15 protein-coding genes are annotated in these 16,763 nt (G+C 41.4%); 14 read left to right on the forward strand and 1 reads right to left on the reverse strand.

What is annotated here, in order from left to right:
- The first annotated feature begins 172 nt into the window (after positions 1-172).
- From HMPREF0501_RS01150 to HMPREF0501_RS01195, 10 genes are all read left to right on the forward strand, one after another.
- The gene (locus HMPREF0501_RS01150; protein WP_006915949.1) at positions 173-1,015 is read left to right on the forward strand and encodes a DegV family protein; all 843 of its coding nucleotides are present in this window, start codon (positions 173-175) and stop codon (positions 1,013-1,015) included.
- A 120-nt stretch (positions 1,016-1,135) separates the two neighbouring features.
- Positions 1,136-2,071 (forward strand): SGNH/GDSL hydrolase family protein, encoded by a 936-nt coding sequence (locus HMPREF0501_RS01155; RefSeq protein WP_050755732.1) that lies wholly within the window; start codon positions 1,136-1,138, stop codon positions 2,069-2,071.
- Positions 2,072-2,082: 11 nt separating this feature from the next.
- Positions 2,083-2,685: a YpmS family protein gene (locus HMPREF0501_RS01160; RefSeq protein WP_006915951.1), complete on the forward strand. Its 603-nt coding sequence runs from the start codon at positions 2,083-2,085 to the stop codon at positions 2,683-2,685.
- 1 nt (position 2,686) lies between these two features.
- On the forward strand, positions 2,687-2,911 hold the full coding sequence (locus HMPREF0501_RS01165) for a YozE family protein (protein WP_006915952.1): 225 nt from the start codon (positions 2,687-2,689) through the stop codon (positions 2,909-2,911).
- 9 nt (positions 2,912-2,920) lie between these two features.
- Entirely contained in the window at positions 2,921-3,793 is an 873-nt protein-coding gene (gene ylqF, locus HMPREF0501_RS01170) for a ribosome biogenesis GTPase YlqF (protein WP_006915953.1), read from the forward strand.
- Entirely contained in the window at positions 3,786-4,565 is a 780-nt protein-coding gene (locus HMPREF0501_RS01175) for a ribonuclease HII (RefSeq protein WP_006915955.1), read from the forward strand. Before ylqF ends, HMPREF0501_RS01175 begins: the two co-directional genes overlap by 8 nt.
- Positions 4,566-4,624: 59 nt before the next feature.
- A complete protein-coding gene (gene dprA / locus HMPREF0501_RS01180) occupies positions 4,625-5,506 on the forward strand; it encodes a DNA-processing protein DprA (protein WP_006915957.1) in 882 nt (293 codons plus the stop codon).
- A gap of 98 nt (positions 5,507-5,604) precedes the next feature.
- On the forward strand, positions 5,605-7,734 hold the full coding sequence (topA, locus tag HMPREF0501_RS01185; RefSeq protein WP_006915959.1) for a type I DNA topoisomerase: 2,130 nt from the start codon (positions 5,605-5,607) through the stop codon (positions 7,732-7,734).
- Positions 7,735-8,016: 282 nt separating this feature from the next.
- On the forward strand, positions 8,017-8,955 hold the full coding sequence (xerC, locus tag HMPREF0501_RS01190; RefSeq protein WP_006915960.1) for a tyrosine recombinase XerC: 939 nt from the start codon (positions 8,017-8,019) through the stop codon (positions 8,953-8,955).
- Positions 8,952-9,716, forward strand: a complete 765-nt coding sequence (locus HMPREF0501_RS01195; protein WP_006915962.1) for an aldose 1-epimerase family protein — start codon at positions 8,952-8,954, stop codon at positions 9,714-9,716. Before xerC ends, HMPREF0501_RS01195 begins: the two co-directional genes overlap by 4 nt.
- 154 nt (positions 9,717-9,870) lie before the next feature.
- On the opposite strand, the gene plsY is transcribed toward HMPREF0501_RS01195, so the two are convergent.
- Positions 9,871-10,482, reverse strand: a complete 612-nt coding sequence (gene plsY / locus HMPREF0501_RS01200; RefSeq protein WP_006915964.1) for a glycerol-3-phosphate 1-O-acyltransferase PlsY — start codon at positions 10,480-10,482, stop codon at positions 9,871-9,873.
- Between the two features lie 142 nt (positions 10,483-10,624).
- Here plsY and parE point away from each other — a divergent pair, with 142 nt between their 5' ends.
- The 4 genes from parE (at position 10,625) to HMPREF0501_RS01220 (ending at position 16,756) form a co-directional block, all read left to right on the forward strand.
- Positions 10,625-12,637 carry a DNA topoisomerase IV subunit B gene (parE, locus tag HMPREF0501_RS01205; protein WP_006915967.1) on the forward strand — a complete coding sequence of 671 codons (2,013 nt, stop codon included), beginning with the start codon at positions 10,625-10,627 and terminating at the stop codon, positions 12,635-12,637.
- Between the two features lie 24 nt (positions 12,638-12,661).
- Positions 12,662-15,193 (forward strand): DNA topoisomerase IV subunit A, encoded by a 2,532-nt coding sequence (parC, locus tag HMPREF0501_RS01210; RefSeq protein WP_006915968.1) that lies wholly within the window; start codon positions 12,662-12,664, stop codon positions 15,191-15,193.
- A 113-nt stretch (positions 15,194-15,306) separates the two neighbouring features.
- Positions 15,307-16,239: a manganese-dependent inorganic pyrophosphatase gene (locus HMPREF0501_RS01215; protein ID WP_006915969.1), complete on the forward strand. Its 933-nt coding sequence runs from the start codon at positions 15,307-15,309 to the stop codon at positions 16,237-16,239.
- Positions 16,240-16,363: 124 nt separating this feature from the next.
- The gene (locus tag HMPREF0501_RS01220) at positions 16,364-16,756 is read left to right on the forward strand and encodes an iron-sulfur cluster biosynthesis family protein (RefSeq protein WP_006915970.1); all 393 of its coding nucleotides are present in this window, start codon (positions 16,364-16,366) and stop codon (positions 16,754-16,756) included.
- Positions 16,757-16,763: the final 7 nt, after the last annotated feature.

The following is a 16,763-nucleotide window of genomic DNA, read 5'->3' on the forward strand; positions in this document are numbered from 1 at the left end:
ATTACGAAGTTATGCATTGTCATGGAACTTTTGGTATACTAATTAGGTACGCAACAGGTGTGATCCGTGCGATTATTACTTGAACAAGTAACCAAATAGTATTAATATGACATCATCTAGTTTTGATAACTAGATATATTATAGCAAATTATTTAGAAAGTGTGGCAAAACCATGTCAAAAATCAAAATTGTTTGTGATTCTTCAGCGGGGCTAACTGAAGAAGAAATTAAAAAGTATGATATTACGATTGTGCCATTAACAGTAATGATTGATGGAACTGTTTATACTGAAGGCGAAACCATTACTAATGATCAGTTTCCAGAACTGATGAAGAATGCCCAAAGTTTGCCAAAGACCTCTCAACCACCAATCGGCAAATTTGTTGAGGCTTTTGATCAATTGGGAGCGGATGGGAGCGAAGTCCTGTGTGTTTGCATGATGGAATCCATCAGTGGGACGGTTCATGCTGCAGAGCAGGCTGCCAAAATGACGAAAACTGCCGTTACTGTAGTTGATTGTCATACGACGGACCGGTGCATGGCTTTTCAAATTATAGAAGCTGCTAAAGTAATCGAACGTGATGGCACGATGGACGAAGCTGTAGCTAAAATGCGGGATGTTTTTTCTAAGTCCAAGCTCTTTTTAGCGATTGATAAATTAGATAATTTAGTTGCTGGTGGACGGGTTAACCGGTTTTCTGGAACGCTTTCTAAGTTATTAAATATTAAAGTGATGTTAGAAATTAAAGATGGTGAAATCACGATTGATAGTAAGGGGCGTGGAACCAAATACTTACACAAGACGTGGGAACGCATCTTACAACAGATGGTGGAAGGACCCAAAGTTAAAGCAATTGGAATTTCTGATGTGCAAGCAACCAAGGAAGTTAATTGGTTATTAGAACGCTTGAAAGAACATTTTCCTGATATTAACATTGTAGTGCGTGAAACTGTTCCAATTATCGCCACGCATACGGGAATTGGGGCTAATAGTCTACATTATTACACTGAATAGATTGGGGGAGGGCTCCTGGCTTAAAGCTAACTAAATCTCAATTGAATGTGTATCAACGAGGCCTGTAGCTCGGTCGTACCGAACTTTGGGCCTTTCTTTATACCTATTTGATGACTAAAGATGGGAGGTTATAACTTGGGAAAGGCAAAACGAAATGTCATTATTACCAGTTTAGTCATTATTTGCTTACTGGTTGGGGGTTGGTTTGTTTGGCGATCATATTATCATCAACATCAATCCAGTTCTGGACCTCGAGCGACACGAGTAGTTAAAAAGAAAGTTCATCTGGTTGCAATTGGTGATTCGATGACGTATGGTCAGGGAGATAAAAATGGTGGTTATGTGGGAATTATTAAGCCACGGTTACAGAAAAAATTTCATAATCAAGTTACAACTGTCAACTACGGGGTAAGTGGGGATCGTTCCGACCAAATCCTAGACCGGATCAACCAACAAGCGACTATTCGAAAACAATTGCATCAAGCGGATGTAATTGTGATGACGGTAGGTGGTAATGATCTAATGCAGTCGTTGCAAAAAAATCTCACCACCAATTCAACAAAGTTACTTAATCGTGATATTAACAAAGCTGGCAATACCTACCAAAAAAAGTTGCAGCGTTTATTTAGTACAGTGCGAAAGCAGAATAAGACTGCGCCAATTTTTGTGATGAGTATTTATAATCCGGTTTACACGTATTTTCCGCAGGTGGATAGTATTAATAATTCTATCAGTAAATGGAACCGCATTACTAAATCGACCCTTCAAGGATATGGACCAGCCTACTTTGTCGATATTAATCATTTAATGTCATATGGACAGTATAAAACAAAGCGTCAACGACAACAGTTGATCAAATCTTCTGAGCAGGCTAATAGCGGACAAACATCCCAAAAACAGTTGGTGTCAATTATGAACGAGCGTGATAAGAACCTCAATCAATACATTTCAACGGATGATAACTTTCATCCGAACCATTTAGGGTATCGTCAAATGACCCAACGATTGTTTAAAGCAATGGTTAAACATGACGGTTTTGAGTATCAAGAACGATAGGAAGGATAGCTATGAAGAAATTAGGTCAAAAACGTAATTATTGGAAGTGGGCCTTCTGGGGGCTTGTAATTGTATTAGTGCTTACCGGTGGCTTTATCTATAGTCGCGTGACTGCACCAGTTACTGTACCCACTGAAGTTAGTGCGCCAGCTAAGACGGCCAATTCCTTTGAAGTAACCTTAAATCGTAAGCAAGTAAATGCACTTTCTAGTAACTACCTTGATCGGTTACTCAAGGGCAATAACATTAAGTATCGCTTTATTGTTGGTAAAGAATACGCAACAGTAATTGGAACTACTAAATTTTTGGGATCCAAGGTTCAGTTTGCAATTAATTTTATTCCAGAACGGCAAACCAACGGGAATGTTTTGCTGCGGGCAAAGGGCTTATCAGTCGGTCGGCTAAATCTGCCGATTAAGTACGTAATGGGATACATTAAGAAGCAATATAAGCTCCCAAATTGGGTTTACGTGGACCAAAAGAAGCAAACTATTTTGCTAGATCTGAATAAATATAGCAAGAACCACGCTCTTCACTATTCAGCTGAACAAATTGATATTAAAAATGGTCAATTCAGGTTCTTAATCTCAATTCCGAAGAACGGAGGTTTTTAAAATGTATCGTACTAGTTTTTACCATTTCCTGATGACTCTTCGTCAACCGGATTCGCCAACAGCTGTGGAACAATTTGCTAACAACGCTTTTTTGGATTCAACCTTTCCAAAGCAATCCCAAGATTTTGATGAGATTTCAAAATATTTAGAAGAAAATGCTAATTATTTGCCATCGATGACCATCTTTGATGACGCTTGGCAATTGTATTTGAATAAAATGGAGTAGGAGATAATTATGGCAACAATTCAATGGTTTCCAGGTCATATGGCCAAAGCACTTCGCCAAATTCGTGAACAAATGTCGTTGGTAGATATTGTCTTTGAATTAGTTGATGCACGCATCCCATATTCAAGTCAAAATCCCGAAGTTGCACGGGCGGCTGGAGATAAACCCCGATTATTAATTTTAACGAAGACTGATTTAGCGGATCCACAAGTTACTCAAGAATGGCTGAATTTCTTTGCACATCATGATCAACCAGTGCTGGCTTTAGATTCGCGTGGGCGAAACGTTGCTAAAGTGGTAACCCAAAAGGCGCAGTCCATTTTGGTAGATAAACTAGCAGCGGAGCAGGCAAAGGGAATGAAAAAGCGCGCAATTCGAGCAATGTGCGTCGGAGTACCAAATGTTGGAAAATCAACCCTCCTAAACCACCTGGTGAAGAAAAATGTTGCTGCAACTGGTAATCGTCCTGGCGTGACAACGGGACAGCAATGGCTACGTTCATCCGCTCAGCTTGAGTTATTGGATACCCCCGGGGTATTGTGGCCGAAATTTGCAACGGAACGGCAAGGTACTTTATTGGCCTTAACGGGAGCAATCAAGGACAGCCTCTTTGCTAAGGATGATGTCGCACTATTTGCGTTACATTATTTACGAAAGCATCGTTTAGCAGAGCTTATGTCACGCTACCGATTATCTAAAGCAGATGTTGATGAAACGGTAAGTGATCCAGATCTGTTATTAACGATTACGCAAAAAATGGGTTTTCGGGATGACTATGATCGGGCTAGTGAACGGCTAATCTTTGAATTACGAAAAGGAAAATTAGGTAAGATTTCCTTAGAAACGCCAGCGGATCTAGAAACGAAGCACGAAAATGACTGATCGATTAAGTGTTCAGCAGGTCAAAGAACAGTTAAAAATGGTTACTAGTTTTAGCGACCCATTTGTTCAAAATTTACGAGAAGATCCACGGAAGGGAGTCCAGGCGGCGCTTCAGCAATTAAAAAAGCGACTTGCAAAGCAACAAGCAGCTCTATCAGCCTTTGAAGAACGTTTTAAGTATGAGCGGGCATTGTGGCAGGCTGGTAATCAATATGTAGCCGGGATGGATGAAGTCGGCCGTGGCCCTTTAGCTGGTCCCGTGGTGACCTGTGCAGTAATTTTAGATGATCGCTTTGACTTAGTTGAAGTTACAGATTCCAAAATGTTATCACGACGCGAACGGGAACGCCTATATTTGCGGATTGTTGATGAGGCAGTAGAAGTAAGTATTGCGGTAAATTCACCAGCAGTAATTGACCAATTAAATATCTATCGTGCTACGCAGGATGCGATGATTAGAGCGGTTCACGAACTACGGCATCAACCAAGCCATTTGATTGTTGATGCTGTTCCACTATCTTTATCAATTCCCCAGACAACCTTAATTAAGGGTGATCAGAAAAGTATCAGTGTTGCTGCCGCTAGTATTGTTGCTAAGGAATATCGGGACCATTTGATGGCAGACTATGCTCGTTTGTATCCGGGTTATGACTTTGAAAACAATATGGGTTATGGAACAAAGCAGCATCTAGCTGGTTTGGAAAAGCATGGTGTAACCCCAATTCACCGGCGAACTTTTGCTCCTGTTCCCCAGTTTTTATCAAAAAGTTAAATTAAAAAAATACAAATTAAACTCCTTTTCGTCTTTAAGTAGTGAAAGGAGTTTTTTACATGCAACCGAAAGAATTTTTAATTAAACTTAACGTTTGTCGAGGTTTAGGAATTATCTCTAAATATCGCCTCTGGGAAATTGCTGCTGAACGCTACGAATTTGATGATATGGTGACCATCACAAGGATTGCGAATATTAACGGTAAGGTACGAGAACGCTTTTTAAGTGCCTGGTCATCGCAGGAGACCGAAACAGCTTATCAACGTAATTGCCAAATGCCGTTAATTACAATAGTTGATGCGCTTTATCCAGAATTACTGAAGCGGATTTATTGCCCACCACTAGTTTTGTACTTTATGGGGAATCGTCATTTGTTAAAATCTTCATGTTTAGCGGTGGTAGGAGCACGTCAAATGACCAGTTATGCTCGACAAAGTCTGCAGCAGTTACTGCCGCCCGTTATTCAACGTCATATTACGGTTGTGAGTGGTTTAGCACGTGGTGTCGATGGTTTAAGCCATGAAATTACCCTTCAGCATGGCGGCCGAACCATTGCGGTGGTGGGGAATGGTTTAAATCGGATCTATCCACCGGAACACGACCGACTGCAACGGCAGATTAAGCGGCATGGATTATTGATCTCTGAATATCCATTAGATACACCATCACTACCCCACCACTTTGTCGAGCGGAACCGCATTATTGCAGGATTAGCGGATGCTTGTTTAATAGTGGAAGCACGAAAACGGAGCGGCAGTTTGATTACGGCTAACTTAGCTTTAAAAGAAAACCGGAATGTTTTAGCAATTCCTGGACCGATTAATAGTGAACAATCACTTGGCTGCAATGAATTAATTGCGAGTGGAGCACGACCAATTTTAAATGCAAATGATATTTTAGAAGAACTCGGTAACCGGTTCTACAAATTACAAAATGATTGAATTTTTTCTTCATTTAATAATTTTTAATTTGACAGCCAGGCGGTTATGCCTTAATAATGAATGTTGAATTAAAATTATCAAAGATAGGAGCCACTATTTTGGCAACTAAAACAACACAATCTAAAAAAACTACTACTAAACGCCGCAAACGCGTTGCAAATCGTAATAAAAAGAAATTAGTGATCGTTGAATCACCATCAAAAGCAAAAACAATTGGTAAGTACCTTGGGCGGACTTACAAGGTCGTTGCTAGTCTTGGCCACGTTCGTGATTTACCTAAGAGTCGGATGGGAGTCGAAATTGATAATAATTACCAACCTGACTACATTTCGATTCGTGGTAAGGGTGACGTAATTAAGGAACTTCGGCGTGATGCGCGGAATGCGAAGGCGGTTTACTTGGCTTCTGACCCTGATCGTGAAGGGGAAGCCATTGCTTGGCACGTCTCCAATTTGTTGAAAATGGATGATACTGCCAAAAATCGGGTCACATTCAATGAAATCACGAAGGACGCTGTTAAAGAAGCCTTTAAAGAACCTCGGGCAATTAATATGGATCTGGTCGATGCCCAACAAGCACGGCGGGTTCTAGACCGGTTAGTTGGGTATTCTATCAGCCCGATTTTGTGGAAAAAGGTGAAAAAAGGCTTGAGTGCTGGACGGGTCCAGTCAGTCGCATTGAATTTGATTATTCAACGAGAAAAGGAAATTCGTAACTTCAAGCCTGAAGAATACTGGACAATTGATGCTGAATTTGCCAAGGGTAGTGAACAGTTTAAAGCGTCATTTTATGGCGAAAATGGTAAGAAGATGGCTTTAAGCAATAATGATGCTGTTCAAGCTGTCTTGCGCAAGCTAGATCGCCAAAAGATGTTTAACATTGATAATGTGGAACGTAAGGAACGACGACGCCAACCGCAACCACCATTTACGACTTCGACGATGCAACAAGATGCTAACCGGTGCTTGAAGTTTCGAACCCGTAAAACAATGATGGCGGCTCAGCAGTTGTATGAAGGAATTAACATTGGTGAAGGGGCAGCCGTTGGTTTAATTACCTATATGCGGACAGATTCAACGCGGATTGCGGGAATCGCTAAGCACGAAGCTTCACAGTTTATCAATGAAGAATATGGTGCCGAATATGCAGCGACTAAGCCAATCAAAGGAAAGCTCCCTGAAGGCGCTCAGGATGCTCACGAAGCGATTCGTCCAACTTCTGTTTTCCGAACACCTGCCAAGATGAAAAAGTATCTGACCCCTGATCAGTACAAACTTTATAACTTAATTTGGTGTCGGTTTGTGGCTAGTCAAATGACTGCAGAAGTTATTGATACGATGACAGTTACGATCTCCCAAAATAACGTTAACTTCCGTGCTAATGGATCGAAAGTTAAGTTTAAGGGCTTTACCAAGGTCTACAAGCGGGGCACCGAAAAGGATAACTTACTACCAAACCTTGAAGTTGGCGATCAAGTTAGAATGGTAAATGATGATCCAGCTCAGCACTTTACGCAACCACCGGCAAGATTTACAGAAGCGGCCTTAGTTAAAACGCTGGAAGAAAATGGTGTTGGTCGACCATCAACTTATGCACCAACCCTTGATACTATCCAACGTCGTTACTATGTCCGGTTAGTTTCACGTCACTTTGAACCAACAGAACTCGGCGAAATTGTCAATGATCTGATCGAAAAGAACTTCCCAGAAATTGTCAACGTTAAGTTTACAGCGGATGTGGAAGGCGATTTAGATAAGATCGAAGAAGGCAAAAAAGAATGGGTTAAGGTCGTGGATGACTTCTATCGGCCATTTGCAAAAGAAGTTGCGACTGCAGAAGAAAAAGTTGAAAAGATTCCGATGAAGGATGAGCTTGCGGATATTAATTGTGATATCTGTGGGGCACCAATGGTCATTCGGATGGGTCACTATGGAAAGTTTATTGCTTGTTCACGTTTTCCAGAGTGTCGAAACACGAAGGCAATTGTGAAGGATACTGGTATTACATGTCCTAAATGTGGCCAAGGGAACGTGGTCGAACGAAAGTCCAAACGAAACCGCACGTTCTATGGATGTTCTCGGTACCCTGATTGTGACTTTGTTTCATGGGACAAGCCAGTTGGACGAAATTGTCCAAAGGATGGTCACTTCCTAGTTGAAAAGAAAGTTAAAGGTGGCAAGCAGGTTATTTGTCCGAATGGTGATTACGAAGAAGAAGTACAAAAATAGTTAAGGGATGGTGAGTTGATGGATCAAAGTTTAAAAATTAAATTAGATCAACAGTACCAACTTAACGATTTACCCACACCATTAGCAAAACTTATTCATAGCGGTCAAAAATTTGAAGACTTTTTGACGACTGCGGGCGGTTTCCCGGGGTGGTCAAAAGTGACGGCTAATGATTATGCGACTTATTTAAGCGTGCTTAATCAACAACGCACTCCTAATTCACAATTGGAGCAACAGGTTTTTTCATTAGATCAATTAGGGATGCTACTCCAGGACAGTCAAATGGTGGTTAAAAACCCATTTGATTTAGCAAACGTTTTTGCAATCTATTTAACTGGTGAACGCCAATTAGCTGCAACTACGGTTCAGGGGTATGAAAATGACCTCCGGATGTTTCGAAAGTTTTTGACCGCAAAAAAGCATTGGCTGGGATGGCTAAAGATTAAGCGTCAAGATATTCAGGCGTATTTAACCCACTTAAATGATCTCCGTCGTCAATGGACGACAATCAACCGCGAATTAGCGAGTCTCAGAACCTTTTATAACTTTCTATTAACGAATGGTTTAGTGGTTGCTAATCCATTCGATGAAGTCAGAATGAAACATCATTCCCGTTCTCTACCGCGTTATTTTTATGAACCAGAAATGAACGCACTGTTTAAAGCAGCGGATGGCGACGGTCGGCCACTCGACTTTCGAAATCGGGCCATTATCGAACTTCTTTATGCTACGGGAATGCGGGTTAGCGAATGTGCTAGTCTCTCATTAGAACAGATTAATTGGGATGTCCAGATGATTCTGGTTCATGGGAAGGGAGATAAAGAGCGTTACGTTCCCTTTGGTCACTACGCTAAAGTGGCCTTAGAAAGATATCTTCATGAATGTCGGGAGCCGTTGATGGACAAGTATCATGAAGAACATCGGCGGGTTTTTATCAATCATTATGGTAAACCCATCACCAGTGAGGGGATCGAATATGTCCTGAACCAGGTGGTAAAAAAAAGCTCACTCAATATCCACATCCATCCGCATATGCTACGGCATAGTTTTGCTACGGCGATGTTGAATAATGGCGCTGATATTCGTTCAGTACAAGAATTGCTAGGGCACTCTAGTCTGTCAACCACTCAGATCTATACACACGTTACAAGGGAAAATCTACAGAAAACCTATATGAAACTGTTTCCACGTGCCAAAATGACAAAGGAAGATCAATCATGATTACAATTCAAGATACCAATTTAATAGTTAAAATCGATCCACTAGGCGCTCAGCTGCACAGCTTAGTTCATGCTGGCCAAGAATACTTATGGCAAGGGGATCCCAGTTCATGGAAACGGCAAGCTCCAATTCTGTTCCCGTTTGTGGGTCGCTTAAAGGATGACCAGTATGAGTATCGCGGTATGACTTATCATCAAACTCAACATGGTTTTGCACGAGATGAAATGTTTGAAGTTGTAAACCAGCGTGCAAACCAAGTCACGTTAATTTTGAAGGATAATAATCGTACTCGAGCAGCATACCCATTTACGTTCGAATTAGTAGTAACTTACCAAGTTACAAATGGCAAACTATCAGTAACCTATCAAGTTACAAACCCGAGCGATGATCAGCAGCTAATTTATGCCATTGGTGCTCATCCGGGATTTAACGTTCCATTAACTGATCAAGAGCGGTTTGAGGAGATGAGAGTAACAGTTAATCCAGCTAAAGTCTATTCTCAAATTAAACTAATAGCACCAGGTCCATTGAATGACTTAGAACATCCACAAACAATCGATTTTCGTTCACCACTTCAATTACGTCATGACTTGTTTAACCAGGATGCCTTAATTTTGGATGCAAAAGAACAACCAGTGACGGTAACAATCAGTGATGCTGATGGTCAGCATGGTGTACACGTTATTACGGATAATAATAAATTGATTGGAATTTGGTCGCCGTTCCCGGCAAAAGCTAATTTGCTTTGCATTGAACCGTGATGGGGAATTGCGGATGGAATTAACAGTGATGGACAACTAACCCATAAACAGCTGATGGATCGTTTACAACCTGGTCAGCAACGACAATATCATTTTGCAATTCAACCATTCTAATCACATAAAAAAAGACCGCCTTTTGAGGCGGCCTTTTTAGCTACTGATGACGGTGACGCAGATAATTTCCAAGTCCAAAGTGAACCATTGACTCGTTGCCATGGAGAATTCGTTGGATGTTACTACGATGCCGCCAAATAATTAAAACAGTAATGATTCCAGCAATTATTGCTAGAATATGGTCATGAATTACCAAAGCAATGATAAAAATAGTCGTTACTGTGATAATACTTGCACAGCTGACCATGCTAGTTAACAGAATAATGCTTATGAAAAGGACACAGGCAATTATAAAGAGGATGGGGTTATATGCTAAGAGAATCCCGGCACTGGTTGCTACAGCTTTACCACCATGAAAATGATCAAAAATCGAACATGTGTGGCCAACCGAAGCTACCAATCCAATCAGTAGCGGGTTAACTGGAGAATGGAACAAATATGGTTGGCTGGCCGCCAACGTCCCTTTTAAAATATCCATTAATAACACAACCACTCCGGCTTTTGGACCGAGTACGCGAAATGTATTGGTGGTTCCAATATTGCCGCTGCCTTCTTTGCGGATGTCCTGGTGATAAAAATAGCGGCCAATCCATAATCCCGATGGAATGGAGCCTAATAAATAGGCAATTATGATCATTATAATGGTAGTCATTTCAAAACTCCTTTATGCATTAACTTTGTTATCATAGCATGGTTTACTAATCAGTGGCTACCATAAATTATCGTTTGCACCGATGAATTAATTCGAGTAGACTAGTAATGTTACATTTTTCAAAAGTGAGGAGGCCCCAACAGTGGCAAAAAAAGAATATCAATATGATTCATCCTCGATCAAAATTTTAAAGGGGTTAGAAGCCGTTAGAAAACGGCCTGGGATGTATATCGGGTCAACGGATACCTATGGACTTCACCACCTCGTATATGAAATTGTTGATAATTCCGTTGATGAAGCACTATCCGGCTATGGTGATGAGATTAACGTAACCATTGGTGCTGATAATTCCATCACTGTTCAAGATCACGGTCGGGGAATGCCCGTTGGGATGCACGCTAGTGGGAAACCGACGCCGGAAGTAATTATGACGGTCTTACATGCTGGTGGGAAGTTTGGTCAAGCCGATGGCTACAAAACTTCCGGTGGATTGCACGGTGTTGGGGCATCGGTAGTCAACGCCTTATCAACTAACTTAACGCTAACGATTGTTCGTGATCATGTGCGCTATCAAGAAAAATTTAAAGATGGCGGTCAGCCAGTTGGTACTCTGAAGAAACTAGGTAAAACTAAGGATTCCAGCGGGACCACCGTTTCTTTTAAACCTGATCCCGCCATTTTTTCCACGACGGTCTATGATTACAATACTTTAGCACGACGTTTACGGGAGTCAGCCTTTTTGCTAAAGGGGTTGAGGATCACCTTAACTGATCAACGACCAGGACAAGAACAAAGTCAGACGTTCCAGTATGAAAATGGGATTAAGGACTTTGTCGAATATTTGAATGAAGACAAGGATACGTTAGGCAAAATATTGACCTTTACTGGTAAGCAAGATGGTGTGGAAGTAGATGTTGCTGCTCAGTACAATGATGGCTACTCCGAAAATGTCCTCTCCTTTGTAAATAATGTGCGAACACCAGATGGTGGGACCCATGAGGCTGGTTTTCGCAGCGCTTGGACCAAGAGCTTTAATGATTATGCACGAAAGACAAATCTTCTCAAAGACCGTGATAAGAATTTAGAGGGGAGCGACGTTCGTGAAGGATTGACGGCTGTCGTTTCGGTTCGAATCCCAGAACGAATTTTGCAATTTGAAGGACAAACTAAAGATAAACTGGGGACACCAGAAGCACGAAAAATTGTTGATAACATTGTTAGTGAACAATTGAATTATGCACTTCTCGAGAATGGTGACTTTGCTCAAATGCTTATCCGCAAGGCAGTTAAAGCACGTCAAGCGCGTGAAGCTGCGAGAAAGGCCCGGGACTTATCGCGGAACGGCAAAAAGCGGAGTCGCAAAGAACGAAATCTATCTGGTAAATTAACTCCTGCGCAATCTAAGAATGCCCAAAAGAACGAATTATTCCTGGTCGAAGGAGATTCTGCCGGTGGCTCAGCTAAGCAGGGTCGGGACCGAAAATTCCAAGCCATCCTGCCATTACGAGGAAAAGTATTAAATACTGAAAAGGCGAAGTTAGATGACGTTTTAAAGAATGAAGAATTAAATACGATTATTTACACTGTTGGAGCCGGCGTTGGGTCTGAATTTAACGTGGCAGACTCTAATTACGATAAAATTATTATTATGACGGATGCTGATGATGATGGCGCCCACATTCAAATTTTGTTGTTGACATTCTTCTACAAGTATATGCGACCGATGATTGAGGCTGGTAAAGTCTACATTGCATTGCCGCCATTGTACCGATTGCAACAAGGACGGGGGGCCAAGAATAAAATCACCTATGCATGGACTAATGAAGAATTAACTAAATTAACCAAGAAGATGGGTAAAACGGCTTCTTTACAACGGTTTAAGGGGCTTGGTGAAATGAATGCCGATCAACTTTGGGAAACAACGATGAATCCGGAAACGCGGACGTTAATTCGGGTACAAATCAATGATGCCCAGTTAGCAGAAAAGCGGGTTACAACGTTAATGGGAAATAAGGTCGAACCACGTCGTGAATGGATTGAAAAAAACGTCCAGTTTACAATGACTGATGATAAAGAATCCGATGAATTAGTTGAGCATAAGGGTCAAGCGACTGCAATTCCCGATCCGCACATTAAAACATGGAATAACCAATAGTAAAATGAGAAAGGACTGTGCCAAGTGAGTGATAACAAAATTGAAGAGTTAACGCTGGAACAGTTAATGGGTGAACGGTTTGGCCGTTATTCAAAGTCCATTATTCAAGAGCGGGCGCTTCCTGACATTCGTGATGGATTAAAACCAGTTCAGCGCCGGATCTTGTTCGCGATGAATAAGGATGGTAACACTTATGATAAGGGCTTCCGAAAGTCCGCTAAGTCGGTCGGTAATGTTATGGGGAACTTTCACCCACATGGGGATAGTTCCATTTATGAAGCGTTAGTTCGGCTGAGTCAGGACTGGAAATTGCGTGAACCATTAATTGAAATGCACGGTAATAACGGTTCAATGGATGGAGATCCAGCCGCAGCAATGCGGTATACCGAAGCACGGTTAAGTAAGATTGCCGGTTTAATGCTTCGGGATATTGACAAGGATACCGTTGAAATGACGTTAAACTTCGATGATACCGAAAAAGAGCCGACCGTCCTCCCCGCTAGAATTCCCAACCTTTTTGTGAATGGGGCGACCGGGATTTCTGCTGGTTACGCAACCGAAATTCCACCACATAATCTGCGGGAATTGATTCAAGCGTTGATTTACCTACTCAAACATCCGGAAGCATTTTTAGATGATTTAATGACTTACGTACCAGGACCAGATTTCCCAACCGGAGGAATTATTCAAGGCGTTGATGGTATTCGTAAAGCATACGAAACCGGTCGAGGGCGGGTTATTTTACGTGCTAACACTACCATTGAGGAATTACGTGGCGGACGCCAACAAATCATCGTGACAGAAATTCCTTATGGAGTGAATAAAGCTCAGCTTGTTAAGCGGATCAATGATTTACGTTTAAATAAAAAAGTTGAAGGAATTTCAGAGGCCCGTGATGAAACTGACCGGAGTGGGTTGCGGATTGCCATCGAACTGAAACGGAATGCGGATGCCAATGGAATCTTGAACTACTTACTGAAAAATACAGACCTGCAAATCAACTATAACTTCAACATGGTGGCGATTGATAACCAACGGCCAATGCGGGTTGGTTTAAAACACTATCTGAAATCTTATCTTGCCTTCCAGCAAGAAATCATCACGCGCCGGACGCAATTTAACCTCCATAAGGCTCAAACTCGACTGCACATTGTAGAAGGGTTGATTAAAGCGCTCTCCATTCTGGATCAAGTTATTAAGACGATTCGGGCAAGTAAGAATCGAAAAGATGCAACCCAAAACTTAGTTAATGAATATCAATTCACCCAACCACAAGCAGAAGCAATTGTGGCTTTGCAACTATACCGTTTAACGAATACAGATGTGACTGATCTTCGTGACGAACAGCAACGGTTGAATGATTCAATTGCAGAATATAACAAGATCTTAAATGACCAAAACGAGTTAAATCGCGTGCTAGTTAAGGAATTTAAGGCCATTGATAAGCAATTTGGCTCTGATCGAAAAACTCAAATTGAAAAACACATCCAAAAACTGACGGTCGATACTAAAGTGACGGTACCGGATGAAGAAGTTGTTGTCTTAGTTTCTCACGCCGGCTATATCAAACGCACCAGTTTACGGAGCTTTAAGGCTTCAGTGTTAGAAGAGAATGGGCTCCGTGAAGACGACTACCCACTGTTGATTCAACGGGCTTCGACGCTTAACCATTTGTTTATGTTTACAAACCAGGGGCACGTTATTTATCGGCCAGTGCATGAACTGACGGATGCTAAGTGGAAAGAAACTGGTGAGCATATATCACAGTCGATTGGGTTAGCGGACGATGAGGAAATTATCAAAGCACTGATTTTTGAAAATCTGGAATTACCAGGAACAATGATCTTCTCCACTAGTGATGGCCAAGTCAAGCAGACTACCATTCAGGATCTGAAACCTGGGTCCAGATATAAGAGCCGGGCCAGTGTTGTTATGAAGCTTAAGGATGCTAGTGCACGAATGATTAATGCTGAATACTATGAACCACAGGCCCAAAATGTTAGTCTGACGGCAATCAGTAAACATGGCTATGGATTACGGTTTGATGTTGCTGAAGTGCCAACTCAAGGCACGCGGACTGCTGGAGTGCGGGCAATTAATTTGAAAGATGATGATGAACTGGTTAATTTAGTCCAGACGGCTGATGACGACCGCCTTGCAATTATGACCCAGCGGGGAGCCTTTAAAGAAATGCGTGCCAACGAACTAGAAGTTGGTAGTCGAGCTCGGCGTGGTGTGCTGGTATTGCATAAATTGAAGAAACATCCGCACGAAATTGTTGATTTCTTAGCATATCCTGCTGATTATCATGGTGCATTTGAAGTCATTACCGATCGTCCTGAATTCCAAGATATCTTAGTTGATGATCATCATTTGGGAACGGCTAAGTCTAATGGGACCTTTGTGATTGATACTGATACACAGGGAACACCAGTGACTCTCCGCCGTAAGATTACAGTAATGGCAAATCCAGCTAAGGAAGGCTCTGACAATAAGAATACTCAAACTGATCCCCAAAGCCATGGGGCACAGCAAGAAAGCCTGGATATTAAGTAATTGATCGTTTTTGAAATTCTGTCAAAAAAAGTTATGGAGAATTGCCAAAGTCGTGATATGATTAAAGATGTGAGATGGATTAACATCACTATTTTGAGGAGGAATCCAATATTATGAGTAAAGAATTAGTCTTTGGACACCAAAATCCGGATACAGATGCCATTACAGCGGCAATGGCATTTTCATACTTACAAAATCAATTAGGTTACGAAACAGAAGCCGTTGCACTTGGTGAACCAAACGATGAAACTAAGTACGCCCTTAAGCATTTTGATATGGAAGCACCACGGGTGGTTAAGACCGTTGCTAACGAAGTTGACCAAGTTATGTTAGTTGACCATAACGAACCACAACAAAGTGTTTCAGATATTGATAAAGTTCAAGTAACCCACTTGGTTGACCACCACCGGATTGCTAACTTCAACACTGCACAACCATTATGGGCAACAGTTCGTCCATACGGCTGTGTAAGTACCGTTATTTATGAACTTTTTGAAAGCAAGCACATTGATATTCCTGCTGACCTAGCCGGAATGATGCTTTCAGCAATTATTTCAGATACTTTGCTTTTGAAGTCCCCAACCACGACTGATCATGATCGGGAAGCAGTTAAGGCCTTAGCTAAGATTGCTGATGTGGACTACGAAGACTATGGCATTAAGATGTTGAAGGCCGGCACTAATCTGGATGCTAAGTCAGATAACGATATTGTTGATGGCGATGCTAAGTCATTTGAATTAAATGGTTCGACAGTGCGGATTGGTCAAGTTAACACAGTAGACTTGGATGATGTCTTTGCTCGTCAAGCCGACTTAGAAAAAGAAATGCAATCATTGATGGACCAAAATGGTTATGATACCTTCATTTTGATTGCTACCAACATTTTAAATAGTGATTCTGACTTATTGGTTGTTGGTGGCAACACTGATAAGGTAGAAAAGGCCTTTGGTAAGAAGCTGAATGATGCTCACCGAATGAATCTTCCTGGCGTTGTTTCGCGGAAGAAGCAAGTGGTTCCTCCATTGACGGACGCTTTTGAAGGCTAATTACATGTTAAACCTTAAAACCTCAGTTTTAGTCTGAGGTTTTTTTATAGAGTGGCGCTTACTTATTGTAAGTTAAAACAAAATGAGATATAATTAAATCAACAATAACGAGGAGGGAATTACGATGTATTTAACGTTTACTGATGACGCAAAACAACGGCTTAGTCGCTACTTGGGAACTTCTAAAAAGATGCTTTTAGATTACGATGATGGTGTCGGCCCATTTTCAGCACTTGGCAATTGTTCTCTTGATGATAACTTTAAATTAATTTTTGTTAATCAGAATCAGTCATTTAAGGACTTTGATGCAAGCTTCGATTCGAACCTCGGAAAGATTTACTATAAGGGTTACACTAAACCGCAATTGGCTGATCAAATGACGGTTAGCTTTAACGCCCACGTTTTTACGATGCCGTTAAAGTCTCCTCAGGGAATTTTAACTGATGATTTAGAAATCTTGGACGTTAGTGATAAACAACCTCAACAGATCCAAATGACGAAGGCCCATGATTGCTAGTTGGGAG

The organism is Limosilactobacillus coleohominis 101-4-CHN, assembly GCF_000161935.1.
GTDB classification, from domain to species: Bacteria; Bacillota; Bacilli; order Lactobacillales; family Lactobacillaceae; genus Limosilactobacillus; species Limosilactobacillus coleohominis_A.